Raw genomic sequence first — 25,531 nt, forward strand, 5'->3', positions numbered from 1 at the left:
TTCTGGATCGTTATTCGATCTGGGTCGCGGTGGTTACTGGCCCAGAGCCTCGTTCACAAGTTGTTGTTGCTGTTCGACGTGCACGCTGTGATAACCCACGGCGGGGGAGGCCGAATGCGGGCGGCCGGCGTAGCGGAGCTTGAGGCGCGCCGGCAGGTCCCGTTCCAGGTGGTGAAGCGTTTCGAACCAAGCTCCCTGATTTTTGGGTTCTTCCTGACACCAGACCAAATCGGTCAGGTTGGGATAGCGCTCGATCTGAGCGTTATAAAGCACCTGCGGAAACGGATAAAGCTGTTCGATGCGGATGATGGCGACATGCGCCAAATTGCGCTCGCGGCGCGCTTCCAGCAGATCGTAAAAGACCTTGCCGCCGCACGCCACCAGCCGGGTGATCTGCTGCGGATCGTGCGGGTCGATTTCCGGGATGATCTCCTGAAAGCTCCCTTCGGTCAGATCCTCCAAGGCGTTCACCGCCAGCCGGTGCCGCAACAGGCTCTTGGGGCTCATCACGATCAGCGGCTTGCGGAAGCCGCGCTTCATCTGCCGGCGCAACATGTGAAAACATTGGGCCGGGGTCGATGGCACCACGACTTGCATGTTGTTTTCCGCGCACAGTTGCAGGTAACGCTCCAGCCGGGCCGACGAATGTTCCGGCCCCTGGCCTTCGAAGCCGTGCGGCAGCAACATCACCAGCCCGCACATCCGCCCCCATTTGGTCTGTCCGGAGGAGATGAACTGGTCGATGACGACCTGAGCGCCGTTGGCGAAATCGCCGAACTGGGCTTCCCAGATGATCAGTCCGTTCGATTCGGCGGTCGCGTAGCCGTATTCGAACGCCAACACCGCTTCCTCGGACAGGATGGAGTCGATGACGATGAAGTTCGGCTGGCCGGCGTAGAGGTTCATCAGCGGCACATAGCTGGTGCCATCTTTCTGGTTGTGCAGCACCGCATGGCGGTGGAAGAAGGTACCGCGCCCGCAGTCCTGACCGGAAATCCGCACCTGATAACCTTCCTGGAGCAGAGTGGCGTAGGCTAGGTTTTCGGCGAAACCCCAATCCAGCGGCAACGCCCCGGCGGCCATCTTGCGGCGGTCGTCCATCAGCTTGGCGACGCGAGGGTGCATCTCGAAACCTTCGGGCAGTTTGAGCAATAGGCCGGACAGCTCGCGCACGGTCTCCAGCGGTAGGGCGGTGGGAACCGGAACGCTCCAGTCCTCGTGAGCGAACGGGGACCAATCGATCGAATACGGGCCTTTGGCGTGCGGCAGCGTGGGGCGGGACACTTGGCGGCCGGCGTCCAGGTCGGCGCGATATTTGGCCTGCATGTCCTGGAATTCGGCCTCGGCGATCACGCCTTCGCCGATCAATTTTTCGGCGTACAAGGCGGCGGTGGTTTTTCGCGCCCGGATTTTTTTATACATCATCGGCTGGGTGGCCGAGGGCTCGTCGGCCTCGTTGTGACCCAGCCGGCGGTAGCAGATCATGTCGAGGACCACATCCTTGTTGAAGGTCATCCGGTATTCCAGCGCCAGCCGGGTCACGAACAACACCGCCTCGGGATCGTCGCCGTTGACGTGGAAAATCGGCGCTTGCACCATCTTGGCCACGTCGGTGCAGTACAGCGCCGAGCGCGTGTCCAGCGGGTTGCTGGTGGTGAAGCCGATCTGATTGTTGATGACGATATGCACGGTGCCGCCGGTGCGGTAGCCGCGCACCTGCGAGAACTGCATGGTTTCCATGTTGACGCCCTGGCCGGCGAAGGCGGCGTCGCCATGGATGAGCAGCGGCAGCACCGAATTGAACGGAGGGGCTTCCGCGCCGGGCGCGCGCCGCCGCTCCATGCGGGCGCGGACCGAGCCTTCGACCACCGGATTGGCGATTTCCAGGTGCGAGGGATTGAAGGCCAGCGCCAGATGCACCGCCCCGCCCGGCGTTTGGACGTCCGAGGAAAAGCCCAAGTGGTACTTCACGTCGCCGGTGCTGCCGACCCGGCGCTTGCCTTCGAACTCGTCGAACAGTTCGCTCGGGGACTTGCCGATGATGTTGACCAGCACGTTCAGCCGGCCGCGATGGGCCATGCCGATGATGATTTCCTGAATGCCCCGCGCGCCGGCCTGCTGGATCAGTTCGTCCATCATCGGGATCAGGCTTTCACCGCCTTCCAGCGAAAAGCGCTTCTGGCCGACGTAGCGGGTGTGCAGGTAGCGCTCCAGACCCTCGGCGGCCACCAGCCAGTGCAGGAGCTCCTTACGCTGGCCGACGGTCAGGTCGAGCCGGGCGCGCTGGCCTTCCAGCCGCTTCTGAATCCAACGCTTTTCCGCCGTCTCGTTGATGTGCATGTACTCAGAGCCGACCGGACCGATGTAGGCATCGCGCAGCAGGCTCATGATCTCGCGCAAGGTCCATTGCGAGGGCGCCACCAGCGAGCCGGTGTTGAACGCGGCCTCCATATCCGCCTCGCTCAAACCGTGATAGCCGGGGTCGAGCTCCGGCACCGGCGGCCGGTTGCGCAATTTCAGGGGATCGAGATCGGCGGCTTTGTGCCCGCGAGTCCGGTAGGCGTTGATGATACGCAACACCGCCGCCTGTTTCTCGGCCGTGTGGGGACTGAGCACCTGCGCCCGGCCCGCGCCGGCTTGCGGTTGCAGCGCCAAGCGCGCGAAGGAGTCGCGAATCGGGCCGTGAGCGACATCGCGGACGCCTTGAGTCTGGGCCTCCAGGTCGCGGAAATACTGCCGCCAATTGATGCTGACCGATTCCGGGTCGGCCAGAAAACTTTCGTAGAGTTCTTCGATGAAAGCCGCGTTACCGCCGAACAAAGGCGAACTTTGACGGAATTGCTCGATGAGAGTGCTCATTCGACTAATGACTCCTCAATGGTGGCGGATGCCCATATCCGACGGTCATGGGCGCGATCTGTTCCTGAGGCGGCTGGAAAGCACGCGGCCACCCTGGATGGCCATCGCCGGGGTCCGGGTTCACTCGAAAACCCGCGACCTCCGTCCCGCTTCAGCGGCGCGGAAATCGGGCTGGCCGAACCCTTGGTTCCCGTGCGGGAACCAGGCGCTGGTGGCTCAATAACCTTGATTATAACGACGGCCAGGATGGCGATAAACCCACACGGTGGCCGCTTGAACCGCCGGCTTTCTCGCCCGCTCCAACAACCCATCTTCCAGAGTTATTGGGAACTTTCCTTAGGGGTAAAGTTTCCGGCGACTGCGCGACTCGCTTCGGCCCGCGCGCCGCGCCCAGCGCGCGTTCGCGCCCAAACGGCCAATAAAGCCTTTCAGCTCCAAAATTTATAATTTTTGCCATCAGAAATCGTCTGCTGTACATTTTCCGTGATGGCGTCTCCGACGTTCGACGCCAGCCGCGTGGCGGATGGATTTCCGGCTGGTTCCGCCACTTAGGTTTGTTCCATTTTGGAGGGAATCGCAATGGCCGCCACCCATCCCCTCGCTCAGGAAAAGCCTGCACCCTATCAGGCCGCTGAAGGCGAACCCTACATGAGCGAGGCTCAGTTGGCTCACTTCCGCAAGCTCCTGACCGATTGGAAAGAAAGCCTGCTTCACGAAGTGGATCGCACCGTCAACCACATGCAGGACGAATCCGCCACCTTCCCCGATCCCAATGACCGCGCCACCCAGGAAGAAGAATTCAGTCTGGAGTTGCGCACCCGCGACCGCGAACGCAAGCTCATTAAGAAAATCAACGAGGCGATCACCCAGATCGAGAGCGGGGATTACGGGTACTGCGAAGCCTGCGGCGTGGAGATCGGTTTGCCGCGCATGTTGGCCCGCCCGACCGCCACCTTATGCATCGATTGCAAGATGCTGGAAGAAATTCGCGAAAAACAAGGAAATTGATCACCCGTTCGGCTGATGCGTCAGCCGGTGACTCCGACCACGCTCCGAGCACGGCTTTCATGCCAGACTCCGCGTCGCCCCCGCGCGGTCGCTTCGCGCCTTCGCCGACCGGTCCCTTGCATTTTGGTTCGCTGATCGCCGCACTGGGCAGCTTTCTGGAAGCCCGCCAGCAAGGCGGCGAATGGTTGGTCCGCATCGAGGACGCGGACACACAGCGCGCCCGCACAGGCGCGGCCGCAGCGATTTTGCGGGCGCTGGACCGATATCAATTGCACTGGGATGGTTCCGTACTCTACCAAAGCCACCAAACGGACGCCTATCAAACCGCGCTGGAGCGACTGTTCGACGCCGGTTTGGCCTACCCGTGCGCGTGCAGCCGGCGAGAGCTGGCGAACCACCCGCGCGCCCGCGATGGCAGCCCGATCTATTCGGGTCGTTGTCGCACCGGCCTCAGCCACGCCGACCGCCCGTTCGCCATCCGGCTGCGGGTCACCGACACCCCGCTGATTTTTCGTGATGCCGTGCAAGGCGAGCACCGCCAGCGCTTGACGGACGACGTGGGTGATTTTGCGATCCGGCGCGCCGATGGCCTGTTCGCCTACCAGTTGGCCGTGGTGGTGGACGATGCCGCTCAAGGCGTCACCCAAGTGGTGCGCGGCTGCGATTTGCTGGACTCGACGCCCCGGCAGATCTACTTGCAACAGGCGCTGGGCCTGCCGACGCCGCGTTACGCTCACCTACCGGTCGCGACCGACCGGCGCGGCCGTAAGCTGAGCAAGCAAACCGGCGCCACCGCCCTCGACCTGCTCGATCCGGCACCCGCCTTGTGGGCCGCTCTCGATTTTCTCGGACAAGCGCCGCCGCCCGACTTACGGCGGGAACCGCCAGCGACGATTTTGGCTTGGGCGCTGGCGGGCTGGCGTCTGGATGCGGTGCCGGCGACCCCCTCTCGCCGCTGGCTGGACGCCGACGTTGCGCGCCACGTTGCATCCGATCGCCAGGAATCGGATCGTCGAGCTATAGACAAGGCTAAGGACGTGGTCTAAAAAAGAATGACCACCAGCGGATGCTGGACGGTTTTCATCGTCCCCCGCTCGCGCCCCTCCATATAAATCCTCACCAAAGGAGAATCACGGTAATGTCCGATGTCAAGGTCTATCCCGTACCGGCTGAAGTCGCCTCTAAAGCCTGGATTAACAACGACCAATATCTGTCGATGTACAAGCGCTCGATCGACGATCCCGAAGGCTTTTGGGCCGAGCAAGCCGACCAATTACTCTCCTGGTCCAAGCGTTGGGACAAGGTGCTGGACTGGGATTTCACCAAGGGCCACATCCGCTGGTTCGACGGCGGCAAGCTCAACGTCAGCCAAAACTGCCTGGACCGCCATCTGGCCGCCCGCGGCGATCAAGTCGCCATCATTTGGGAAGGCGACAATCCGGCCGAAGACAAGAAGATCACCTACAAGCAACTGCACCAAGACGTCTGCAAATTCGCCAACGCCTTGAAAGATCTGGGCGTTAAGAAGGGCGACCGGGTTTGCATCTACATGCCGATGATCCCGGAAACCGCCGTCGCCATGCTGGCTTGCACCCGTATCGGGGCCGTTCACTCCATCGTGTTTGGCGGCTTCTCTCCCGACTCGCTGAAAGACCGCATCATCGACGCCGAATGCAACGTGGTGGTCACCTCCGATGAAGGCTTGCGCGGCGGGCGCAAGGTGCCGATGAAGGCCAACGCCGACAAGGCGCTGCAAAGCACGCCGAGCGTCAAGAAGATGGTGGTGGTCAAGCGCACCGGCGGCAACGTCGCTTGGGAGAACGGCCGCGACGTGTGGTATCACGACGTGATGGCCAAGGCCAGCGCCGACTGCCCGCCGGAGCCGATGGACGCCGAAGACCCGCTGTTCATCCTCTACACCTCCGGCTCCACCGGCAAGCCCAAGGGCGTGCTGCACACCACCGGCGGTTATCTGCTGCACGCGGCGATCACCCACAAATACATCTTCGACTATCACGACGGTGATATTTATTGGTGTACCGCCGACGTGGGCTGGGTGACCGGCCACACCTATATCGTCTACGGACCACTGGCCAACGGCGCGACCTCGATCATGTTCGAGGGCATTCCGACGTATCCGAACGTCAGCCGGTTCTGGGAAGTGGTCGACAAGCACCAGGTCAACATCTTCTACACCGCGCCGACCGCGATCCGCTCGCTGATGCGCGAGGGCGAGGAGCCGGTCAAGCGCACCTCCCGCAAGAGCCTGCGGCTGCTGGGATCAGTGGGCGAGCCGATCAATCCGGAAGCCTGGGAGTGGTATTACAACAACGTCGGCGACGGACGCTGCCCGATCGTCGATACCTGGTGGCAGACCGAAACCGGCGGCATCCTGATCACCCCGCTGGCGGGCGCGACCCCCTTGAAGCCCGGTTCCGCCACCCGGCCGTTCTTCGGCGTGTGTCCGGCGCTGGTGGACGCCGAAGGCCAGTTCCTGGAAGGCGCGACCGACGGCAATCTGGTCATTACTCGCCCCTGGCCCGGCATCATGCGCACCGTGTACGGCGATCACCCACGCTTCATCGAGACCTATTTCTCGATGTACAAGGGGCTTTATTTCACCGGCGACGGCGCGCGGCGCGACGAGGACGGCTATTACTGGATCACCGGCCGCGTCGATGACGTGATCAATGTCTCCGGCCACCGCATGGGCACCGCCGAGGTCGAATCGGCGCTGGTGCTGCACCCGGCGGTCGCCGAGGCGGCGGTGGTCGGCTACCCGCACGATCTCAAGGGCCAAGGCATCTACGCCTACGTCACCTTGAAAGTCGGTGTCGAGCCGACCGAGGCGTTGCGCAAGGAGCTGATCGCCCATGTCCGCAAGGAAATCGGCCCGATCGCCTCGCCCGATGTTCTGCAATGGGCGCCAGGTCTTCCCAAGACCCGCTCCGGCAAGATCATGCGCCGCATCCTGCGCAAGATCGCCGCCAACGAAGTCGATCAGTTGGGGGATACTTCGACCCTGGCCGATCCGAACGTGGTCACCGATCTGGTCGACAACCGAGCCGTGAAGTAGCGCGAGCGCTTATAATCATAACGATGCCATAATCTTGACCCGGCCTTCACCCCCGAGAAGGCCGGGTTTTTTATTGGTCTTTGTGGGACTGGCGCACGCCGGTTTCATCGATCCAGGCGCTCACCAGCCGCGCCGGTGTCATCTCAAAATAGACGTTTCTGACCGTCACCCCCGGCCAGAGCGGCACGCCCAGCTCGGTGGCCGCCATCTCCTCCGGCACCACTGGAGGATCGCTCGCCGCGCGCCGTTTGAAACTCTCGCAACAGACGTAAAACGGCACGCCCTGCTCCCGCGCCGCCAGCGCCAGCAAATACGTTCCCGCTTTGTTGAGAACCGCACCGTCCGCCAGCACGCTGTCGGCTCCGACCAGCACCGCGTCGGCTTGAGCGACAAACAGCCCCATTTGAGCGTCGGTGATATAGACCGTCGGCACTTTCCAGTCTGCAAGCTGCTCGGCGAGGCGGCGTCCTTCCTCCAGCGGCCGCGATTCGGTGACGATCATCCGCAAACCCGCGTCCTTGAGCAGCCGACAGCTTTCCAGCACGGTGGAGCTGAAACTGTGGGTCATGACGGTCCGTCCGCTCCCCAGCAAGCGGGCGGCATGGGCGGCACAGCCGGCGACAGCTCGTTGCGAGCTTTCGATCAACCCCTCCGCCCGCCCGGCGGCCGAACGACGGGCTACCGGCAAATTCAACCGGGCATCGACCGCCAGGCCGTCGTTCCAGCGCCGCAGCAGGTTACCGACCGGCGTCATGCTGGGCCGGGTTTCGATCAAGCCAGCGGATAGTTGCAACAGCTGTTTCCGCCATTCCGCCACGCTCCCAGCTGGCAGTTCGCGGGCCGCTTGCGCCAGGATCGCCAAACAGCAACGCGCCAGCTCGCTGGCCCCCTGAATCCGATCCTCGCGAACTTCCGTGATTTTTTGGTTGAATTCTGCTGGACTCATTGCTCAAAATTCTAACACAGGCTTAAAAATAACCTTGGCGCCGATCAGCCCGCGCCCTTTGTCAGTCAGGAGACCCCGCCATGAGCGACGTTGATCCCATCATCGGCAACTGGTATCGCAACGAGGAAACCGGTAACGATTTCGAGGTCGTTGCCCTTGATGAAGACGCGCAGACCATCGAAATTCAGTACTTTGATGGGGAAGTGGAAGAGTTGGAGCTGGACGCTTGGTACGAGTTACCGCTCGAAGCCATCGAGTCTCCGGATGATTGGTCCGGCCCCTTCGATGGCCTGGAAGAAGACGAACTCGGCTACGAAGAGGGCGATGAACTGAGCGACGAAGACGACCTGCTGGCCGACCGCGACGAAGACTGAGCGCCGCCCAAGCCGGACCAGCGCGTCATTCCCGTCAAACGTCAGCGCTCGCGGCGCGCTTTGGCGAACGCATCGGCCAAAGCGCCGGGACGTGATTCGGATGACTCCAGACGGCTGGAGTGGGCGGGCGGCTTGGCGGGTCGGTCTCGCTGCTCTCCGCGGGATGCCGGCGGGCGGCGGGCGGACGCAAGCCGAGTCGCAGCGTCGCTAACCGGTTCGCTCAGCCGCAGACTTAAGGCGATCCGCCGCCGCTTGAGATCCACTTCCAGCACTTTGACCTTGACCACTTGACCCACTTTCACCACCTCGCGAGGGTCTTTGACAAAACGATCCGCCAGCGCCGACACATGGACCAGCCCGTCCTGATGCACGCCGATGTCCACGAACGCGCCGAAGTTGGCGACATTGGTCACCACGCCCTCCAACACCATGCCCGGCTGTAAATCGGTCAAGCTCTCCACGCCGTCCCTGAACGCGGCGGTTTCGAACGCCGGACGGGGATCGCGACCCGGCTTTTCCAGCTCCAGCAAAATATCGCGCACGGTCGGCAGGCCGAAACGCGGATCGGTAAAGCGCGTCGCCTCGATGGTTTTTAGAAACGTCGCGTTACCCAACACCTCATGCAAGCCGCGCCCGCTGGCGGCGAGGATGCGTTCGACCACCGGATAGGCTTCCGGGTGGACGGCGGAACGATCTAGGGGATTGTCGCCGCTGTTGATCCGTAAAAAGCCGGCCGCTTGCTCGAAGGTCTTGTCGCCCAAGCGCGGCACTTTTAACAAGTGTTCCCGCCGCCGGAACGCGCCGTTGGCATCCCGGAATTCGACGATGTGGCGGGCCAGCGTCGCGTTCAGTCCAGCGACTCGGGCCAGCAGCGGTGCGGAGGCGGTATTCACGTCCACCCCGACCGCGTTCACACAATCTTCGACCACCGCATCCAACGCCCGCGCCAGCCGGGTCTGGCCGACATCGTGCTGGTATTGACCGACGCCGATGGCCTTGGGCTCGATCTTGACCAATTCCGCCAGCGGGTCTTGCAGGCGGCGGGCGATCGATACCGCGCCGCGCAGCGAGACATCCACTTCGGGAAATTCTCGCGCCGCCAGTTCGGACGCTGAATAGACTGAAGCGCCCGCCTCCGACACCACCAGCTTGTGCAGCTTGAGTTCGGGATAGCGTTTCATCAACTCGACCGCCAGCCGTTCGGTCTCGCGCGAGGCGGTGCCGTTGCCGATGCTGAGCAATTCCACGCGATGGCGACGGCACAGTTCGGCCAGCGCGTGCAGGCTTTCGTCCCACTGGTTGCGCGGAACGTGCGGATAAATCGTCGCGGTTTCGACCAGCTTGCCGGTCGCATCCACCACCGCGACTTTGACCCCGGTGCGCAAGCCCGGATCGAGCCCCAGCGTCGGTCGCGCGCCGGCCGGCGCGGCCAGCAACAAATCGCGCAAATTACGGGCGAACACCTGAATCGCTTCCTCCTCGGCGGCTTCGCGCAAACGCTGCTTCAATTCGGTATCCAGATGCGGCAGCAGCTTGACCTTCCAGGCCCAGCGCGCGGTTTCCCGCAGCCAGGCATCAGCGGGACGGCCAGCATCGCGCAGTTGAAAATGGCCCACCACCAACCGTTCGCCGGGATCGGGTTCGGAGGCGGTGGGATCGCCGATTTCCAGAGTCAATTGCAGCACGCCCTCGTTGCGCCCCCGAAACAGCGCCAGGGCGCGATGCGACGGAATGCGCTGGAGCGCTTCCCGGTAGTCGAAATAATCCCGAAACTTAGCGCCCTCATCGGCCTTGCCCTCGACCAGTTGCGAATGCAGCACCGCCTTATCCCAAAGCCATTCGCGCAGCCGCGCCAGCAGTTCGGCGTTTTCGGCGAACTCTTCCATCAAGATTTGCCGCGCGCCGTCCAGGGCCGCTCTCACGTCGGCAATGCCGCGTTCTGGATCGATGAAGGCGGCGGCGGCTTGTTCGGGCGCTTGCGTCGGATCGCCCAGCAAACCCTGAGCGAGCGGCCTCAAGCCGGCTTCGCGCGCGATCTGGGCCTTGGTGCGGCGCTTGGGCTTATAAGGAAGATAGAGATCTTCCAACCGGGTCTTGGTGTCGGCGGCAAGCAACGCGCTTTCTAATTCGGCGTTCAGTTGACCCTGCTCGCGGATGCTGGCGAGGATGACGCCGCGCCGGTCCTCCAGTTCGCGCAGATAACCGAGCCGCTCTTCCAACAAGCGAAGCTGCGTGTCATCCAAACCGCCGGTGGCTTCCTTACGGTAGCGGGCGATAAATGGCACGGTCGAGCCGTCATCCAGCAAGTTGACGGCGGCTTCAATCTGGCGTTGTGGAACGGAAAGCTCACGGGCGAGGATTTGGATGAGAGTCATAAACGCTTCCCAAAAAACCAAAGGGGAAGACCTCTTTCGGCCTTCCCCTTGACATTATTGAGTGACCGTTTTTCAGAGCAGCGGCTTTTCCGATACGATCAAGCCGTCCTCGTCAGCGTAGAGGTAGTGACCCGGCACAAATTGCACCCCGGCAAAGCGCACCGACACGTCACGCTCGCCGACCCCACGTTTGACGCTCTTGAGCGGATGAACGCCCAGCGCCTTGACGCCGAGGTCGATTTCGGCGATGGCGGCGGAATCGCGGATACAGCCGTTCACCAACACGCCGGCCCAGTCGTTCGCCTCGGCCAGTTCGGCGAGCTGGTCGCCGAGCAGCGCGCAGCGCATGGAGCCGCCGCCGTCCACCACCAGCACCCGACCTTTGCCCTTTTCTTCCAACGCGGTGCGGACCAGAGAATTATCCTCGAACACCTTCAGGGTCACGATGGGTCCGAAGAACATGGTTTCGCCGCCGTAATCGCCAAACAGCGGTTCGGCGACTTGCAGACGGTCGGCAAACTCGTCGCACAGATCGGTCGTTTTGAAGTCCATGGAATGACTCTCTCAAATTGGCAAGGGTTATTTGTCGGCAGTCTAGCACATCGACCGCACTTCAACGGCTGGTGATTTTCAGCTCGATGCGGCGGTTGCGACGGTAGGCGTCCGGGCTGTCCGCCGGGTCGATGGGGTGATATTCACCCATGCCGACCGCCGCCAAACGTTGCGGCGGAACCCCTTGCTGGATCAGATAATTCACCACCTGTTGCGCCCGCGCGGTGGACAATTCCCAATTGGACGGAAACCGGCCGCCGCGGATCGGCGCCCGGTCGGTGTGACCTTGCACTTCGATGATGACCGGCAAATCCGGCGGCAAGCGTGCGGCCAACTGCTGGTAAACCATCGCAAATTTATCCAGATCGCCGCTGCCGGAGGCCGAAAGCGTCGCCTCGCCCGAGGCGAACAGCACCTCCGATTGGAACACGAAGCGATCGCCCACCACCTTGATGTCGGGATTGTTGGCGAACACTTCCCGCAAGCGGCCAAAAAACTCGCTGGCGTATTTTTCCAGCTCCTCGACCCGCTCCAGCAGCTTCTTCTTCAAGGCAGTATCGAGCGCCTCGATTCGCCCTTTCTGCGCGACGATGACCGCATCGCGCTGCGTCAATTCCTGCTGGTTGGCGGCCAAGGCCCGATTGAGCCGTTCCATTTCCGTCGCCAGCCGCTCGGCGCGAGCACCGAGCAGCGCAGCCTGCTCCTGGGCGCCGGTCAAGCTTTGTTCGGCTTTGGTCTTATCAGTGTTCAACAACTCGCGCGCGGCTTGCACCGCCGCCAGCTCGTCGCGCAATTGCGCCAAGAGCGTGTCCCGGTCGCCGACCGTGGATTCCAGACCTCGCACTTGGCCTCGCAACCGCTCCGTTTCTTTCTCAGCGTCGCCGGCCACCCCTTCCAAGTGATTGACGATGCGCTGTAGCTGGCCAATCGCGTTGTCTTTACCCAGGATATCGCGGCCGATCAAGACTTCGGTAATGACGAAGACCGTAATCAGAAACACCAGCACCATGACCAAACCGCTCAGCGCGTCGGTAAAGGCGGGCCAGATGTTGAACTCGCTGATCGGATCACGCCGGCGGGGCATGGCCGTCCGCATCCCGAGCAAGGCCCGTCTTCAATTCCAGCAACCAGGCGATGGTCCGCAGTTCGTGACGCAGATCGCCGGTGCGGTCGTTTTCAATGTTCTGCAAGGTCGTCCGCAGCGCTTCGATCCGTTCGCCGAGATTTGCCACCTGCTCCGCGACCCGCGTCACCCCCTCGCCGCGGTTGGCCATGTGTTCCGTGGTCGCCGCCACCCGCTCCAGCCGGTCGGCGGTCGCTTGCAGCAGCGCGGCCAAATGACGCGGCGAAATCGTTTCCGTCTGGGCGGTGACCGTCACCACCGGCCGCCACAGCGGCACCAGATCGCTGACCACCAGCGCCTCCAGTTGCGCGTGGTGATCGTTCTGGGCGTGAAACAGTTGCAGCTCCAGAAACCCGAGCGACAACGCGCCCAACAAGCCGAACAGAGAGGCCGAAAACGAGGTGCCCATTCCGCCCAAGGGCGCGGCCAACCGATCCTTGAAATTGGCGATCAGGGTCATGGTGTCAGCCGCTTTTTCGGCGGACAACCCGCCGATCACGTCGCGCACGCCGGCGATGGTCAACAGCAGGCCGTAGAAGGTACCGATCAGGCCGAGCAAGACCAAGGCGCCGACCAAATAGCGCACCAGCGCCCGCTGGTCGTCGCCGCGGGCCGCCAGCGAATCGAGCAGATATGGCAGGCTAGCGGCGGCGTCGCCGTGGCCGACGACCCGATGGACTTTGTGCAAGAACTCGCTCACGTTCCGCCGCCAGCCATTTCCCAACAACCTGGCGTCGGCTTGCGCCAGCGGCAATTCGCGGCGGCGGGCTTGCAAGGTCACGGCGGCAACCTGCTCGGCGGCGCGCACGTCGGACAGCGCGCCTAACAGCGCCTTGAGGGTGTAAGCCACTCCAACCAAAAACGCGGCGGCAATCGTGCCGTTCAAATAGGGATTGGTCAGAAACGCAGCGGTCAGCGGTTTCTGAAAAAACAAGCCCAGCGCGGCCAGCGCGGCCAGAAACAGCAACGAGCGCAACAGGTAGCGCGTGGCGCCCCGATTGGAGCGTCGGTCGGAATGGGTTATGGGCATGATCTATCCATCGTTTTCCGAAACAGGGAGCGCACTTTACAGGAATCAGCCAAACGATGGATACCCGACAACCGAATGGCACAACGGTTGCTAGCCGCTGAAATCTTGTCCCCAGTTTCCATTAAAGACCATCTCATTCAGCGGCTTGCGGGTTCGCGACGCCACTTCTTTTCGGCGCAGGTCGTCCGACAAAACGTCGGCCGGGGCGGGATGACCCACCGCGATCATCGCCATGCAGGTATGATCGGTGGGAATGTTGAAACGCGACTTGGCCTGATCGGCGTCGAATCCCCCCATCTGGTGTAGCGCCAAACCCAGCGCGGTCGCTTGCAAAGCGAGATTCGCGCTGGCCGCGCCGGTATCGTGCTGGGCAAAGCGATTCAGCTTGCCGTTGTGCTGGAAGTTGGGCGCCGCCACCGACAACAGCAGCAGAGCGGCATTCTTAACCCAGACTTGATTGCCTTCGGCCAAGCATTCAAAGGCTCGTTGCCAACCGACGGGATCGCCGAAGCGGTCCCAAACCAGATAGCGCCAAGGTTGATCGCCATAACACGACGGCGCCCAACGGGCCGCTTCTAGCAAGGCAAGCAACTGTTCGCGACTGACCGGTTTGGTTGGGTTCATGGCGCGCGGGCTCCAGCGCCGGGCGATGACATCTGCGATGGCCACCTGGGTGACAGCGGGCTTTTCGAGCATGACGATCCTCTCTGGATGGTTGGTGATGGCAACTTGCATTAAAGACGCCGCAGAGGAAAAGCGCGAGAATAGGCCCGTTTCCAGATCTTCGGCCAGCGTTTTACACGGGGAGTCTTCATGTCCTACCAACAGGAAATCAACGACTATCTCAGCCGCCACGTTCCGCTGTTTCATGCCATGCAGGCGCGGCTGGATCGCTGCGACGAGACCGGCTTGAGCATGACGGCACCGCTGGCGCCGAACATCAACGACAAGGGTATCGCTTTCGGCGGTTCGATGGCGGCCATTGCCTCATTGACCGGCTGGGCGCTGACTCGCATCACCTTGCGAGAGCACGGCGAAACCGCCGAAATTTTCATCACCGACAGCAGCTTGAAATTTCTACGACCGGTACGCGGCGAGATCGCGACCGAATGTGCCCGCCCGGACCCGGCGGTCACCGCGCGGTTCATCGACAGCTATCGCCAGCGCGGCAAGGCCCGCTGGACGGTGGAGGTGACAATCCGCGCCGAGGGCGAACTGGCGATGACCTTTCTCGGACAATACGGGATTTTTTAAGCGCAAGCCGCGCGAATGCAGAACGCCCCAGCACGCCATGACCGATGAAGTCATCATTCAATACGACGGCCGCGAATTTTGCTTCAAGTCGCCGGCGCGGGTGATCGCGGCCCTGCGGCCAGAGCAGGTCGTTCCGGCCTTGCAGGCGCTTGAAGCCGCCGTCAACCGACACCGCCAATACGCCGCCGGCTATATCAGTTACGAAGCCGCCGCCGCGTATGGCCTCGCCGTCCGCGCACCGCCGCGCGGCTTGCCGTTGCTCTGGTTTGGCCTTTACGATGGCGCGGCCATTCTGGATGCCCCCGCAACCCCGACCATCGGGCCATTGTCGGCCGCTTGTTATTCGATCGGATCGTGGCAACCCGCCATCGAGCGCGCCGCTTATGAAAAAGTGGTCGGTCGCGTCAAGGACTACCTCGCGCACGGTCACAGTTATCAGGTCAACTATACCTTTCCGCTGCACGCCACCTTCGCGGGCGAGCCGAGAGCGCTGTTCGCCGATCTGAAGGCCGTTCGTCAGGGCGGCTACACCGCCTTCATCGACATCGGCCGCTTCGTCATTTGTTCTGTCTCGCCCGAGCTTTTTTTCCGGCTGGACGGCGAACGCTTGCTCGCCAAACCGATGAAAGGCACGGCGGCGCGCGGCCGGACCTTAGCGGAAGATCAAAGCCACAGCGCCGGCTTGCGACAATCACCGAAAAACCGGGCCGAGAATTTGATGATCGTAGACATGATCCGCAACGATCTGGGTCGGGTCGCTCGAACCGGCAGCGTAGCCGTGCCGCGCTTGTTTACAGTGGAACGTTACCCTACCCTGCTGCAAATGACCTCTACCGTCACCGCCCAAACCCGCGCCTCAGTGGCGGAGATTCTGGCGAACTTGTTTCCCTGCGCATCGATCACCGGCGCTCCCAAGGTGCGCACCATGGAGATCATCCAGGAACTGGAGCCGCAACCGCGCGGGGTGTATACCGGCTCCATCGGCTTCATCGGCCCCGACCGTCATACCTGCTTCAACGTCGCCATCCGCACGGTGCTGATCGACCGCCAGCGGCAACAGGCTAGCTACGGCGTGGGCGGCGGTTTGGTCTGGGATTCGGACCCGGCGGAAGAATACCAAGAATGTCTGCTCAAGGCGCGGGTGCTGACCGCGCCGTCACCCTCGTTTCAGTTGCTGGAGACGCTGCTGTGGGAACCAGAAACCGGTTATTTTCTGCGAGCGGCACATCTGGCGCGGCTGGCGGATAGCGCCGTTTATTTCGACGTACCGCTCGACCGAGCCGCCATCGAAGCGCGCTTGACGGCACTGGCGGTGAATTTGAACGAGGCCAGCAAAATTCGCCTGCTGGTCAATCTGGACGGGGCGTTTACTGTGGAAACGATGCCGCTGGCGGCGACCGGATCACCACAACCACAGCGCGTCGCCCTGGCCGCCACGCCGGTCGATTCGAGCGCTATCTGGCTGTACCATAAGACCACCCGGCGCGAGGTGTACGATGCGGCTCGCGCCGCGCGACCGGATTGCGCTGACGTGATCCTGTGGAACGAACGCGGCGAACTGACCGAGGCGTGCATGGCGAACGTGGTGCTGGACTTGGCAGGCTGCTGGTGCACCCCACCCATAACCAGCGGCTTGCTGGCCGGCACCTTTCGAGGCTGGCTGCTCGCCGCTGGCCAGATTCAGGAACGGGTTTTGACGCGGGCCGATTTACGCGCGGCGCGGCGCATCGTCCTGATCAATTCCGTTCGGAAATGGCGACCGGCCCTGTTGGTTTCCTGACCGAGATCCAGACAGCAGGCTCGGCCAATCCCACGAACGCCAAAGGCTCCAATGCCTCAACCGTTCACGTCCGGTTAGGCAAATCACGCCGGCCGTGCTACAGTGTCAAGCAAGTTTGTCGCCGTGCGGTCCGGTCCGCACCCTGAGTTCCTGACCGATTCCCTGCCGGAATCGTCGCAAGCGGGTCATTCGATCCCTGTTTCTCCTGCAAACCCGTCGTGGTCTGTCCCCTGTCGGGGATGTCCCGATCTCCCATCAATGAATAACAGTCAGTCTGCCTGGATCGGCTCCGCGCCCGCGCGAGAGCAGGCGGATTCAGGAATATTACATGCCTTTTGCTGCTCTCGGGCTGACGGACAACTTGGCGCGCGCCGTCGCCAGCCAAGGTTATGCCGCACCCACCCCGATTCAATCCAAAGCGATCCCGCTGGTTCTGGCGGGACGCGATGTGCTGGCCTCCGCGCAAACCGGCACCGGCAAAACCGCCGCCTTTACCCTGCCGCTGCTGCAACGCTTGCAGCAAGCCAACAATCCGACGCCGCGCAGCCCATCGCGCGCTCAGCCGATCCGCGCCCTGGTGCTGACGCCGACTCGCGAGCTGGCCGCTCAAGTGGCTGATAGCGCCCGCGTTTACGGCCGCCATGCCCCCATCCGCAGCGCGGTGATGGTCGGCGGCGTCAGCCTCAAACCGCAATGCGATGCTTTGCGGCGCGGCGTGGACCTGCTGGTCGCCACCCCCGGCCGGCTGCTCGATCACGTCAACCAAGGCAACGTCGATCTGTCCAAAGTCGAAATTCTGGTGCTGGATGAAGCCGACCGGATGCTGGACATGGGCTTCATTCCGGCGATCCGGCGCATTCTGGCCCTGTTGCCCCGCCGGCGGCAGAATTTGTTGTTCTCAGCCACGCTTCCCGAAACGATCCGCGAGCTCGCCACCGACTTGCTGCACGATCCGGTCACTATCGATGTCGCGCCGCGCAACGCCACCGCTTCCTTGGTCCACCAGCAGATTCATCCCGTGGATCAGGATCGGAAGTCTGACTTGCTGGCCCACCTGCTGCACGCGGGCGACGGCGAACAAACCCTGGTGTTCACCCGCACCAAGCACGGGGCCGACCGGCTGACGCGCCAGCTCGAACGAGCCGGCCTGCGCGCGGCCGCCCTGCACGGCAACAAGAGCCAAGCGGCCCGCACTCGCGCGCTGGCGGACTTCAAGCAGGGGCAGGTGCGCGTGTTGGTGGCGACCGATATCGCCGCGCGCGGGCTGGACATCGCCCAACTGCCGCTGGTGGTGAATTACGAGCTGCCGCACGTCCCGGAAGATTACGTTCACCGGATCGGTCGCACCGGACGAGCCGGCCGCGACGGGGTGGCGCTGTCCCTGGTGAGCGATGATGAGACGCCGCGCCTGAACACGATCCAGCGCCTGCTGGGCCGCACCCTGCCCTCAATAGTGGTGGACGGCTTCGCCCCGGCGCGCAAAATCCGTTCCGCTTCGGCCGCGTCCGCGGCTCCGACCCGCGCGGCCCAGACTCCAGCCACCCCTACACGCGGCTCCAACACCACCGGTCGGCCCGCCGGCAAGCGGCCGGACCGCACCCCTCGAACGCTCGTGGCTCCGACCCATCGGAACTCCAATCGGCCGCGCAGCCACCAACCCGCTACTCATTTGGCGAAATCAGGAGGACGCTCATGAAGATGATTTTCGTCGGCAACCTACCTTCGGATGCGACGGAGCAGGAAATCACCCAGTTATTCTCGACCCACGGCCGGGTGCGCTCGCTGCGGCTGGTGCGCGATGTGTTCAGCGGAAACTGTCGCGGCTTCGGCTTCGTGGAAATGGAAGGGCACGAGGCCCGGGCGGCCATCGGCGCGCTGAACGGTTGGGAACTGCGCGGCCAGCGGCTGAAGGTCAATGAGGAACGGCCCAAGGAGCGCTCCGGCGGCCGTCGCCGTTAGCGCCTCAACGCCTCACGACCGCGGCTATCGCCGCGAGGGCCACCGCGGCGGCCCTCGCGGCTGTAACGCCGAGCCGGGCTGGGATGTCGGGACGCCACTCCTCGCGCGCGATCGGTAACGCGGCGCCATCAATCGCCCACGACAGGGCGCTTTCAAACCGATCCCGTCAACCGCTCCCGCGCCTCCTGATACTTGGCGGTGGTCTTGGCGACGATCTCCGCCGGTAGTTCCGGTCCCGGCGGCTGCTTGTTCCAAGCCAGCGTCTCCAGATAATCGCGCACGAATTGTTTGTCGAAGCTGGGTGGGTTGACGCCGGGCCGGTACTGGTCGGCCGGCCAGAACCGTGAGGAATCGGGGGTCAACACTTCGTCCATCAGCACCAGCTCGCCGCGCTCGTCCAATCCGAATTCGAATTTGGTATCGGCGATGATAATGCCCCGTTTTAGGGCATAGTCGGCGGCGTCCCGATATATCCGCAAGCTGACCGCCCGGACCTGCTCCGCCAGTTGTTGGCCGATAACGCCGGCTACCGTTTTGAAGCTGACGTTCTCATCGTGCGCCCCCAGCGCCGCCTTGGTGGATGGCGTAAAGAGCGGCTCCGGCAGCCGATCCGCCAATCGCAATCCGGCGGGCAGTTGAATGCCGCACACCGTGCCGTCCCGTTGGTAATCTTTCCAACCGGAACCGATCAGATAACCTCGCACGATGGCCTCCACCGGCAGGCCCCGCAGCCGCCGAGCCACCACCGCCCGGCCGGCGACCCGCGCGCGCTCGGCGGGATCGGGCAACACCTGCTCCAACGTCTTTTCGGCCCGCTGCAAGTGATCGGGTACGATGGCGCGGGTGCGCTCGAACCAAAAATTCGATACGGCCGTCAATATTGCGCCTTTGCCGGGAATTGTCGTGGGCAAAATAACGTCAAAGGCAGAAAGTCGGTCGCTGGCCACCATCAGCAGATGGCGGTCGTCCGCCGTGTAAAGATCGCGCACCTTGCCGCGATAGCTCAAGGGTAGGCTGGCAATTTCGGGCGGCGCGATCGACGCGATGGTGGCCATGAAGCGACTGTCTCCTGAAATGAAAAGGATCGACGCCGTGCATTGTAGCCGGCCGAGCCGTTCCAGAACATCAACGCCGCTTCGGCTCGCTCGAACCGACCTTTCGGGTATTGCCCCTTTCACCGATACGGTATGCTTGCGCCATGAACCTTACCGATAGCTTGTTACCCGCTGATTTACTGCTGTTGGCCAACTTCATCTGGGTGCTGATCCTATGGCAAGCTCTGCGGCAAGCGCCTTGGCGAGCGTTCCTGGCGCAGCCCAACCTCCAGCATGTCCTCCTCGGGGCTTCCGTCGCGTTATTCTTGATGTGGATTTTCGAGGCGGGGATCCGGCCAGCGCTGGGTTTCCACTTCCTCGGCGTGACGGTATATACTTTGATGTTTGGCTGGTCGCTGGGCGTGATCGGCGTCAGCCTGATCGCGGTCGGAGTCACGGTCACCAGCGGCGACTGGTCGGCACTGGCCATGAACGCCTTATTATTGGGAATCTTGCCGGTATCGACCAGCTACGCTGTTTACCGTCTCGTGTACCGTTACCTGCCGCGGCACCTGTTCATTTATATTTTCCTGTGCGCCTTCTTCAACGCCATGATTGCCGCCGGCGCGGTCATTCTGACGTTAGTCACGTTATTGGTCTTTGCCGAAAGCTATACATTTTCCCGAATCAGCAATGAGTATTTACCTTTCGTGCCGCTTTATCTGTTCCCGGAAGGTATGCTCAACGGGATGGTGACGACCGCCTTAATCGTCTTAAAGCCCGACTGGCTGAAAACCTATGATGATGAGATTTATTTAAAACACTGACTAAAGCACCGACTAAAGCCAGCCGCGGAAAACACCCAATAACACCGGACTCGATTGAAACCGATCATTGCGAATTTTTTACGAGGCTTTAAGGAAACCGTGCTGGGCAAATTGTTTGGCGGAGCATTTGGTTTTTTGGTCGGCGGGCCGTTGGGCGCGCTGTTTGGAGCGGCGGTCGGCCACAATTACGATCAGCGCTTGTGGACCTTAGGCTCGAAATCAGCGGGCGGCGACCAGGATCGCGTACCGGCGCAATTCATCCGCATCGCTTTTGAATTGATGGGATATATCGCCAAAACCGACGGTCGGGTATCGGAGGCGGAAATCAGCGCGACCCGCACCGTCATGCAGCATTTAGGACTGAACGACCGCCAACAACGCACCGCCATCGATTGCTTCACCGCTGGCAAGCAACCGGATTACTCCGTGGATGCCGCGCTTGAAACGCTGCGCAAGACGTGCGCCAACCGATTCGGCCTCCTGCATCAGCTCTTGGAAATGCAGCTCAATGTCGCCTATGCCGACGGCGCGCTGCATCCGCGCACCCACGACCGGCTGCGCTCGATCGCCGGGCGGTTGGGAATGCCTCATCTTCAATTCGATGCATTGCATGGCCTGTTCCGCGCCCGCCACCATCAGTCGCGAGGACAGCGCCAGCAAAACGACGCGCGAGCGGATAACGGCCACGCGCACGACTATCGGACCCATAGCTCCCGCCCGACCACCGGCGTCAACTCGCTCGGACAAGCCTATGCCATATTAGGGCTGAAGCCAGAAGCCGGCACCGACGATATCAAATTGGCGTATCGCCGGCTGTTGAAGCGTCACCATCCCGATAAATTAGCCGCCGGAAACGCCTCAGCGGCCGAGATAAAAAAGGCCACCGAAAAAACCCGCGAGATTACCGCTGCCTACGAACGGATTCGGGAAGCCCGCGGCTTCTAGAAACTTGAAACACTCTAACAAGTTCAAGCTTTGGCGGGCGTGGGCATTTTTTTGTTGCCGAAACTGAATAGTCTCTTGAGGCGGCTGAAAAACGAATCGCCTCCTTGTTTCATAGGGCCTTGCTTGATCAAGTGCGCCCCCAAGGCCTTGTCGTCTTTCATGATGTGCTCGACCAGCCAGCGCTTTAGAAAGAACAGCAAATCGTAATTGGATGCGTTAGGGTCTTCATCATATTTTTTGATGTGAGCGCCGACCATATCGATCAGCTGATCGTGCTGCTTTTTATGGGTGCTGATACCCGGATAATTGGAAATGCTCATCAAGCTCTCTTCGGTCGCGAAATGAACTTTCGTATATTCAACCAACCGGGTCAGCACTTCATCCCTGGCTTCTTTTCCCCAGCCCCCTTTGATGCCTTCGCTCATCTCATTCACCATGGCGGCCAACCCTTTATGTTGGTCGTCAATTTCCTGAACGCCTACACTCAAGGCGTCCGACCACTCAATAAAATCTTTCTTGATCGGAAAAGAGTCTTTGATTCTGACTGATGTCGGTTCTTTCATCGAAATTTGTTCCTAAGGTTACAGGTTATGGGAGTTTTCAGAGTTGAAGCTGAACCCTGCCAAGCCACAGTTTCACACGCTTGCAGTATAGTTTATCTGACTACTCATCTAGATTACAAGCCAGCAATAAAATATATACTAACTATTTAACTATCAGAGATGAATACATCAAAAAATTCATACTTTAGAGTTACTAATTAAAGTTTATCTTACAATAAAACCAATATTAAAATAAAAATCGCTCCTTATATAATTCCACGCTCTGCTAAAGAAATGGCATGGCTGTCACCAATAACGATATGATCGAGCAAACGGACATCGATCAGCGCCAGCGCTTCTTTCAGACGCACCGTCAGTAATTCATCGGCGCGACTGGGTTCGGCCACGCCCGATGGATGATTGTGCGCCACGATGGCGGCGGCGGCATTATGGTAAAGCGCCCGTTTGATCACCTGCCTCGGATGCACCGAAGAACTGTCGATCGTGCCGAAAAACAATTCTTCGAACTGGATGACCCGGTGTTTGTTGTCCAGAAACAGAACGGCGAATACTTCGTGCGAATGATGGCGGAGCCGCGCCATCAGATAGCGTCGGGTATCCGCCACACTTTGGATGGCATCGACCCGTTGCAAGTTTTCTTCCAAATAGCGGCGAGCCAATTCCATCACCGCCTGTAACTGCACGTACTTAGCCGGCCCCAAACCGGGAGTTTCGCAAAATGCCGCTTGATCCAATGCCAGCAATGCCCGCAGGCCACCGTGTTGCTTGAGCAGGTCGCGGGCCAGATCGACGGCGCTGCGCCCCGGCACCCCAACCCGCAGAAATATCGCCAGCAATTCGGCATCGGACAAGGCGGCGGCCCCGCGTTGCAGGAGCTTCTCACGAGGCCGTTCGTCGTCGGGCCAATCACGAATGGACATCGAATTTATGCTTTACCGGAAAGAGCCTGCCTTAACTTCTTGATCACACGAATAAAACAGCCTACATTTTGGGTGCTTCACTCTCACGTCAAGCCTCCGACGCCTTAAATAACCGAGCTTGCTGCTCCGTTATAAAGCAATTTTGATGCCTGAGGCACCATAGTGGAGCACAGCGGAGCTTCCAGGTGTTGATTTCGCGGCCGATTTTCCAGCTTTATTCAATTTTTATAATATAAAATAAATAATTATCGATAATGGCAACGCGATTGCTTTGTTGGTGTCGTGAATCCGTGATCTTAGATTGACGCGAGTCTTGCTAAAGCGCGGATTCCCGGCGGCTAACGGGGGCCGCCGTCGCGGACCATGACGTCCGATTTCGCATCGCTACACCGTGCGTTTCGGGCGTCCTTTTTTTGCGCCTCGCGCCGAGGCCTTCACCACCTGCTGGTTGCTTACGATTGTTGCGCCTAGCCAAGCTGCGCTAAGCTTGCCGCGAGTCCATGTTCCCCCGCGGGGTCTTGCCATGCTGCAACCGCTGCTCAAGAAACGCATTCTGCTGGGCGTTACCGGCGGCATCGCGGCTTACAAAAGCGCTGATTTGGTGCGTCGCTTGCGAGAGACGGGTGCGGAGATCCAGGTGGCGATGACGCCGGCGGCGACCGCTTTTGTCGGTCCGTTGACGTTTCAGGCGGTGTCCGGCCGAGCGGTTCACACCGAGCTTCTGGATGCCAACGCTGAAGCTGGCATGGGGCATATCGAGCTGGCGCGCTGGGCCGATTTAATCTTGATCGCCCCTGCCACCGCCGATTTCCTCGCCCGACTGGCGCATGGTTTGGCCGACGATTTGCTCAGCACCTTGTGTCTGGCCACCGATCAACCGATTGCGGTCGCGCCCGCGATGAATCGCTTGATGTGGCGGAATCCCGCCACTCAGGACAACTGCCGGTTGCTGGCGCGGCGCGGCGTCAAAATCTGGGGGCCGGGCGTCGGCGAGCAAGCCTGCGGTGAAGTGGGAGCCGGCCGGATGCTGGAGCCGGTGGAATTGTGTACCTTGGCCATCGAGCAGTTCGGCGGTCGTCTGGTCGCGGAAACCGTCCGGGAAACACCAGCTATCGCGCCGCTGGCGGTTTGCGACCTGCAAGGCTTGACGGTGTTGCTGACCGCTGGCCCGACCCGCGAAGCGCTCGATCCGGTGCGGTTCATCAGCAACCGCAGCACTGGGAAAATGGGATTTGCCACCGCCGAGGCGGCGGCGGCGGCCGGCGCGCGGGTCATCATGGTGAGCGGGCCAGTTTCACTGAAAACACCGCCGGGCGTGGAGCAGATCGATGTGGAAAGCGCGCTGGAGATGCATGCGGCGGTGCTGAAGCGGATGCACGAAGCCGATATTTTCATCGCCACCGCCGCTGTCGCCGATTATCGCGCGGCCGATCCCGCCGAACGTAAGATCAAGAAAACCCGCGACGCGCTGACCCTGGAGTTGGTGCGCAATCCCGACATTCTGGCCGAGGTCGCCGCGATGCGCTCGCATCGGCCGTTCACCGTTGGCTTCGCCGCCGAAACCCACGACGTGCTGCGCTACGCCGAGGACAAACGCCGACGCAAGAATTTGGACATGATCGCCGCCAATCAGGTCGGCGTCGCCGGAAGCGGTTTTGAAAGCGAACAAAACGCCTTGCAGGTGCTGTGGGAGGGTGGAGAACAGACCCTGCCGCTGACCGATAAAACCGTCCTGGGCCAACAATTGATCGCGCTGATCGCGCAACGGTATCGATTGTGGAAGGGGGAGGAGCGGTAACGATTAGGATTATGCGACGTTTAGATCGAACGTTTCGACATCTAGGTTGCACGCCGCGAACTCCAGGCATTGCTGGACATCTTCTGGTTCCAATTCGGGAAACTCCCTGAACAGATCATTCTTATCGGGATAAATCGTTAGTAATTCCAGCACTCGTCGGACGGTCAGGCGCATTCCGCGCACGCAGGATTGACCGTTCATTATTGCCGGCTCCACGGTAATGAGATTCCAACGGTTCATTTCCTAAGCCTTTAACCGAAGATGATCACGCAATTTTGGCATGACGGCCTGTCTGACTGTCAGTGCATTAGCGACACCGCCTATTTAAGCGGTTGTTAACAGTTTAATGGTCACCCCTAACGTTTGAGGTAACCGGACGCCGGAGCGCGAAGCGCGGAGGAAAACCATAAGCGCAGCTTGCGGACGGTCCGGTTAACCGAGAGGTTAGCCATCAGCCTTCGCAGTACTTCCATATAAACTCCCCCGAAAAATCAACGAACCATAGGAATATCTCGTGGACGCGGCTTTGAGGCCGAACGTTCGACATGAGCGGAGGCACAAAGGCTGCGAAGCAGCCTTTGGGACGTCCGCTCGATGGAGGGGTTAGGCCGCATTGTTGGCCATGGCACGCGGGATGGACGAGCTACTCAACGCGTGTTGCGATCCACCAAGTAGTTCCACCAGCGTCTTTGACACCGCCGCGTTTGTCTTCATCTTCCTTCTTCTCCGGAACTTGAACTGAGGTGGCGCCTTCAGCGAGTGCACGCTTGTAGGTGGCGTCAACGTCCTTCACGTAGACATGCGCGTACGCAGCTACCGGTTGCCATTCGGGCGCAGAGTCCGCAAGCATTACAACCGTATCGTCGATCTTGACTTCCGCGTGCATCAAGCGCCCCTGATCGTCCGGGAAACTCCTCAAAAGCTTCCCGCCCAAGACAGTCTCGAGAAACCGGATCGTCGCAGCCGCGTCGGCGACGATCAGATACGGTGAAACGGTGGTATAGCCGCTTGGTTTGAACTGCGCCATGACGGACTCCCAGGGGTTGCTAAAGTGGTCGGGTATGAGACCTAACATTTGCTTAAGCAGCAAGCCGAAGGCGCAGTCTGC

At 61.2% G+C, this 25,531-nt stretch carries 23 protein-coding genes; 11 read left to right on the forward strand and 12 right to left on the reverse strand.

The genetic code is table 11. The features are described from left to right. Positions 1–33: 33 nt before the first annotated feature. Positions 34–2,859, reverse strand: coding sequence for a 2-oxoglutarate dehydrogenase E1 component (locus tag IPK09_07125; protein ID MBK7983385.1), 2,826 nt, complete (start codon positions 2,857–2,859; stop codon positions 34–36). A 579-nt stretch (positions 2,860–3,438) separates the two neighbouring features. Between IPK09_07125 and dksA the strand changes: the two genes are divergently transcribed. From dksA to acs, 3 genes are all read left to right on the forward strand, one after another. Continuing rightward, positions 3,439–3,867 (forward strand): RNA polymerase-binding protein DksA, encoded by a 429-nt coding sequence (gene dksA, locus IPK09_07130; GenBank protein MBK7983386.1) that lies wholly within the window; start codon positions 3,439–3,441, stop codon positions 3,865–3,867. 59 nt (positions 3,868–3,926) lie between these two features. After that, positions 3,927–4,913 carry a tRNA glutamyl-Q(34) synthetase GluQRS gene (gluQRS, locus tag IPK09_07135; GenBank protein ID MBK7983387.1) on the forward strand — a complete coding sequence of 329 codons (987 nt, stop codon included), beginning with the start codon at positions 3,927–3,929 and terminating at the stop codon, positions 4,911–4,913. Positions 4,914–5,005: 92 nt separating this feature from the next. Continuing rightward, complete coding sequence (acs, locus tag IPK09_07140) at positions 5,006–6,943, forward strand: acetate--CoA ligase (GenBank protein ID MBK7983388.1); 1,938 nt, start codon at positions 5,006–5,008, stop codon at positions 6,941–6,943. Between the two features lie 70 nt (positions 6,944–7,013). Here acs and IPK09_07145 read toward each other — a convergent pair whose 3' ends face one another. Next, complete coding sequence (locus tag IPK09_07145; GenBank protein ID MBK7983389.1) at positions 7,014–7,889, reverse strand: translation initiation factor eIF-2B; 876 nt, start codon at positions 7,887–7,889, stop codon at positions 7,014–7,016. 80 nt (positions 7,890–7,969) lie between these two features. On the opposite strand from IPK09_07145, the gene IPK09_07150 reads away from it, so the two are divergent. Then, positions 7,970–8,263, forward strand: coding sequence for a hypothetical protein (locus IPK09_07150; GenBank protein ID MBK7983390.1), 294 nt, complete (start codon positions 7,970–7,972; stop codon positions 8,261–8,263). A gap of 41 nt (positions 8,264–8,304) precedes the next feature. On the opposite strand, the gene IPK09_07155 is transcribed toward IPK09_07150, so the two are convergent. The 5 genes from IPK09_07155 to IPK09_07175 form a co-directional block, all read right to left on the reverse strand. Further along, on the reverse strand, positions 8,305–10,638 hold the full coding sequence (locus IPK09_07155) for an RNA-binding transcriptional accessory protein (protein MBK7983391.1): 2,334 nt from the start codon (positions 10,636–10,638) through the stop codon (positions 8,305–8,307). A 72-nt stretch (positions 10,639–10,710) separates the two neighbouring features. Beyond that, positions 10,711–11,190, reverse strand: a complete 480-nt coding sequence (gene rraA, locus IPK09_07160) for a ribonuclease E activity regulator RraA (GenBank protein MBK7983392.1) — start codon at positions 11,188–11,190, stop codon at positions 10,711–10,713. A gap of 61 nt (positions 11,191–11,251) precedes the next feature. Then, positions 11,252–12,274 carry a peptidoglycan -binding protein gene (locus IPK09_07165; GenBank protein ID MBK7983393.1) on the reverse strand — a complete coding sequence of 341 codons (1,023 nt, stop codon included), beginning with the start codon at positions 12,272–12,274 and terminating at the stop codon, positions 11,252–11,254. Continuing rightward, on the reverse strand, positions 12,258–13,343 hold the full coding sequence (locus IPK09_07170; protein ID MBK7983394.1) for a hypothetical protein: 1,086 nt from the start codon (positions 13,341–13,343) through the stop codon (positions 12,258–12,260). The genes IPK09_07165 and IPK09_07170 overlap by 17 nt, the downstream gene beginning before the upstream one ends. Before the next feature lie 90 nt (positions 13,344–13,433). Next, positions 13,434–14,039, reverse strand: a complete 606-nt coding sequence (locus IPK09_07175; protein ID MBK7983395.1) for a nitroreductase family protein — start codon at positions 14,037–14,039, stop codon at positions 13,434–13,436. A 117-nt stretch (positions 14,040–14,156) separates the two neighbouring features. Here IPK09_07175 and IPK09_07180 point away from each other — a divergent pair, with 117 nt between their 5' ends. The 4 genes from IPK09_07180 (at position 14,157) to IPK09_07195 (ending at position 18,336) form a co-directional block, all read left to right on the forward strand. Continuing rightward, positions 14,157–14,597: a YiiD C-terminal domain-containing protein gene (locus tag IPK09_07180; GenBank protein MBK7983396.1), complete on the forward strand. Its 441-nt coding sequence runs from the start codon at positions 14,157–14,159 to the stop codon at positions 14,595–14,597. A gap of 37 nt (positions 14,598–14,634) precedes the next feature. After that, positions 14,635–16,377, forward strand: a complete 1,743-nt coding sequence (pabB, locus tag IPK09_07185) for an aminodeoxychorismate synthase component I (GenBank protein ID MBK7983397.1) — start codon at positions 14,635–14,637, stop codon at positions 16,375–16,377. A gap of 328 nt (positions 16,378–16,705) precedes the next feature. Then, positions 16,706–18,073, forward strand: a complete 1,368-nt coding sequence (locus tag IPK09_07190) for a DEAD/DEAH box helicase (GenBank protein ID MBK7983398.1) — start codon at positions 16,706–16,708, stop codon at positions 18,071–18,073. Beyond that, on the forward strand, positions 18,070–18,336 hold the full coding sequence (locus tag IPK09_07195) for an RNA-binding protein (GenBank protein ID MBK7983399.1): 267 nt from the start codon (positions 18,070–18,072) through the stop codon (positions 18,334–18,336). Before IPK09_07190 ends, IPK09_07195 begins: the two co-directional genes overlap by 4 nt. A 152-nt stretch (positions 18,337–18,488) precedes the next feature. Here the strand turns inward: IPK09_07195 and IPK09_07200 are convergent, their stop codons facing one another. After that, positions 18,489–19,391 (reverse strand): phosphoribosylaminoimidazolesuccinocarboxamide synthase, encoded by a 903-nt coding sequence (locus tag IPK09_07200; protein ID MBK7983400.1) that lies wholly within the window; start codon positions 19,389–19,391, stop codon positions 18,489–18,491. 185 nt (positions 19,392–19,576) lie between these two features. Between IPK09_07200 and IPK09_07205 the strand changes: the two genes are divergently transcribed. Both IPK09_07205 and djlA read left to right on the forward strand, forming a co-directional pair. Next, positions 19,577–20,197: an energy-coupling factor ABC transporter permease gene (locus tag IPK09_07205; protein ID MBK7983401.1), complete on the forward strand. Its 621-nt coding sequence runs from the start codon at positions 19,577–19,579 to the stop codon at positions 20,195–20,197. Between the two features lie 99 nt (positions 20,198–20,296). After that, positions 20,297–21,142 (forward strand): co-chaperone DjlA, encoded by an 846-nt coding sequence (gene djlA / locus IPK09_07210; protein MBK7983402.1) that lies wholly within the window; start codon positions 20,297–20,299, stop codon positions 21,140–21,142. 23 nt (positions 21,143–21,165) lie between these two features. Here djlA and IPK09_07215 read toward each other — a convergent pair whose 3' ends face one another. Both IPK09_07215 and radC read right to left on the reverse strand, forming a co-directional pair. Next, positions 21,166–21,705: a hemerythrin family protein gene (locus IPK09_07215; protein MBK7983403.1), complete on the reverse strand. Its 540-nt coding sequence runs from the start codon at positions 21,703–21,705 to the stop codon at positions 21,166–21,168. A 245-nt stretch (positions 21,706–21,950) separates the two neighbouring features. Beyond that, positions 21,951–22,625, reverse strand: coding sequence for a DNA repair protein RadC (gene radC, locus IPK09_07220; GenBank protein MBK7983404.1), 675 nt, complete (start codon positions 22,623–22,625; stop codon positions 21,951–21,953). Positions 22,626–23,148: 523 nt separating this feature from the next. On the opposite strand from radC, the gene coaBC reads away from it, so the two are divergent. Continuing rightward, the gene (gene coaBC, locus IPK09_07225; GenBank protein MBK7983405.1) at positions 23,149–24,423 is read left to right on the forward strand and encodes a bifunctional phosphopantothenoylcysteine decarboxylase/phosphopantothenate--cysteine ligase CoaBC; all 1,275 of its coding nucleotides are present in this window, start codon (positions 23,149–23,151) and stop codon (positions 24,421–24,423) included. A gap of 9 nt (positions 24,424–24,432) precedes the next feature. Here coaBC and IPK09_07230 read toward each other — a convergent pair whose 3' ends face one another. Both IPK09_07230 and IPK09_07235 read right to left on the reverse strand, forming a co-directional pair. Beyond that, a complete protein-coding gene (locus IPK09_07230) occupies positions 24,433–24,663 on the reverse strand; it encodes a DUF433 domain-containing protein (GenBank protein MBK7983406.1) in 231 nt (76 codons plus the stop codon). Between the two features lie 403 nt (positions 24,664–25,066). After that, complete coding sequence (locus tag IPK09_07235) at positions 25,067–25,450, reverse strand: VOC family protein (GenBank protein ID MBK7983407.1); 384 nt, start codon at positions 25,448–25,450, stop codon at positions 25,067–25,069. Between the last annotated feature and the right edge of the window lie 81 nt (positions 25,451–25,531).

The sequence above is a fragment of the Candidatus Competibacteraceae bacterium genome, from assembly GCA_016713505.1.
Classification (GTDB): Bacteria; Pseudomonadota; Gammaproteobacteria; order Competibacterales; family Competibacteraceae; genus Competibacter_A.

Excerpts from the sequence above, each read along its gene's own strand:
- IPK09_07125 (MBK7983385.1), bottom strand. The coding sequence starts at position 2,859 with ATGAGCACTCTCATCGAGCAATTCCGTCAAAGTTCGCCTTTGTTCGGC.
- dksA (MBK7983386.1), top strand. The coding sequence starts at position 3,439 with ATGGCCGCCACCCATCCCCTCGCTCAGGAAAAGCCTGCACCCTATCAG.
- gluQRS (MBK7983387.1), top strand. The coding sequence starts at position 3,927 with ATGCCAGACTCCGCGTCGCCCCCGCGCGGTCGCTTCGCGCCTTCGCCG.
- acs (MBK7983388.1), top strand. The coding sequence starts at position 5,006 with ATGTCCGATGTCAAGGTCTATCCCGTACCGGCTGAAGTCGCCTCTAAA.
- IPK09_07145 (MBK7983389.1), bottom strand. The coding sequence starts at position 7,889 with ATGAGTCCAGCAGAATTCAACCAAAAAATCACGGAAGTTCGCGAGGAT.
- IPK09_07150 (MBK7983390.1), top strand. The coding sequence starts at position 7,970 with ATGAGCGACGTTGATCCCATCATCGGCAACTGGTATCGCAACGAGGAA.
- IPK09_07155 (MBK7983391.1), bottom strand. The coding sequence starts at position 10,638 with ATGACTCTCATCCAAATCCTCGCCCGTGAGCTTTCCGTTCCACAACGC.
- rraA (MBK7983392.1), bottom strand. The coding sequence starts at position 11,190 with ATGGACTTCAAAACGACCGATCTGTGCGACGAGTTTGCCGACCGTCTG.
- IPK09_07165 (MBK7983393.1), bottom strand. The coding sequence starts at position 12,274 with ATGCCCCGCCGGCGTGATCCGATCAGCGAGTTCAACATCTGGCCCGCC.
- IPK09_07170 (MBK7983394.1), bottom strand. The coding sequence starts at position 13,343 with ATGCCCATAACCCATTCCGACCGACGCTCCAATCGGGGCGCCACGCGC.
- IPK09_07175 (MBK7983395.1), bottom strand. The coding sequence starts at position 14,039 with ATGCTCGAAAAGCCCGCTGTCACCCAGGTGGCCATCGCAGATGTCATC.
- IPK09_07180 (MBK7983396.1), top strand. The coding sequence starts at position 14,157 with ATGTCCTACCAACAGGAAATCAACGACTATCTCAGCCGCCACGTTCCG.
- pabB (MBK7983397.1), top strand. The coding sequence starts at position 14,635 with ATGACCGATGAAGTCATCATTCAATACGACGGCCGCGAATTTTGCTTC.
- IPK09_07190 (MBK7983398.1), top strand. The coding sequence starts at position 16,706 with ATGCCTTTTGCTGCTCTCGGGCTGACGGACAACTTGGCGCGCGCCGTC.
- IPK09_07195 (MBK7983399.1), top strand. The coding sequence starts at position 18,070 with ATGAAGATGATTTTCGTCGGCAACCTACCTTCGGATGCGACGGAGCAG.
- IPK09_07200 (MBK7983400.1), bottom strand. The coding sequence starts at position 19,391 with ATGGCCACCATCGCGTCGATCGCGCCGCCCGAAATTGCCAGCCTACCC.
- IPK09_07215 (MBK7983403.1), bottom strand. The coding sequence starts at position 21,705 with ATGAAAGAACCGACATCAGTCAGAATCAAAGACTCTTTTCCGATCAAG.
- radC (MBK7983404.1), bottom strand. The coding sequence starts at position 22,625 with ATGTCCATTCGTGATTGGCCCGACGACGAACGGCCTCGTGAGAAGCTC.
- coaBC (MBK7983405.1), top strand. The coding sequence starts at position 23,149 with ATGCTGCAACCGCTGCTCAAGAAACGCATTCTGCTGGGCGTTACCGGC.
- IPK09_07230 (MBK7983406.1), bottom strand. The coding sequence starts at position 24,663 with ATGAACCGTTGGAATCTCATTACCGTGGAGCCGGCAATAATGAACGGT.
- IPK09_07235 (MBK7983407.1), bottom strand. The coding sequence starts at position 25,450 with ATGGCGCAGTTCAAACCAAGCGGCTATACCACCGTTTCACCGTATCTG.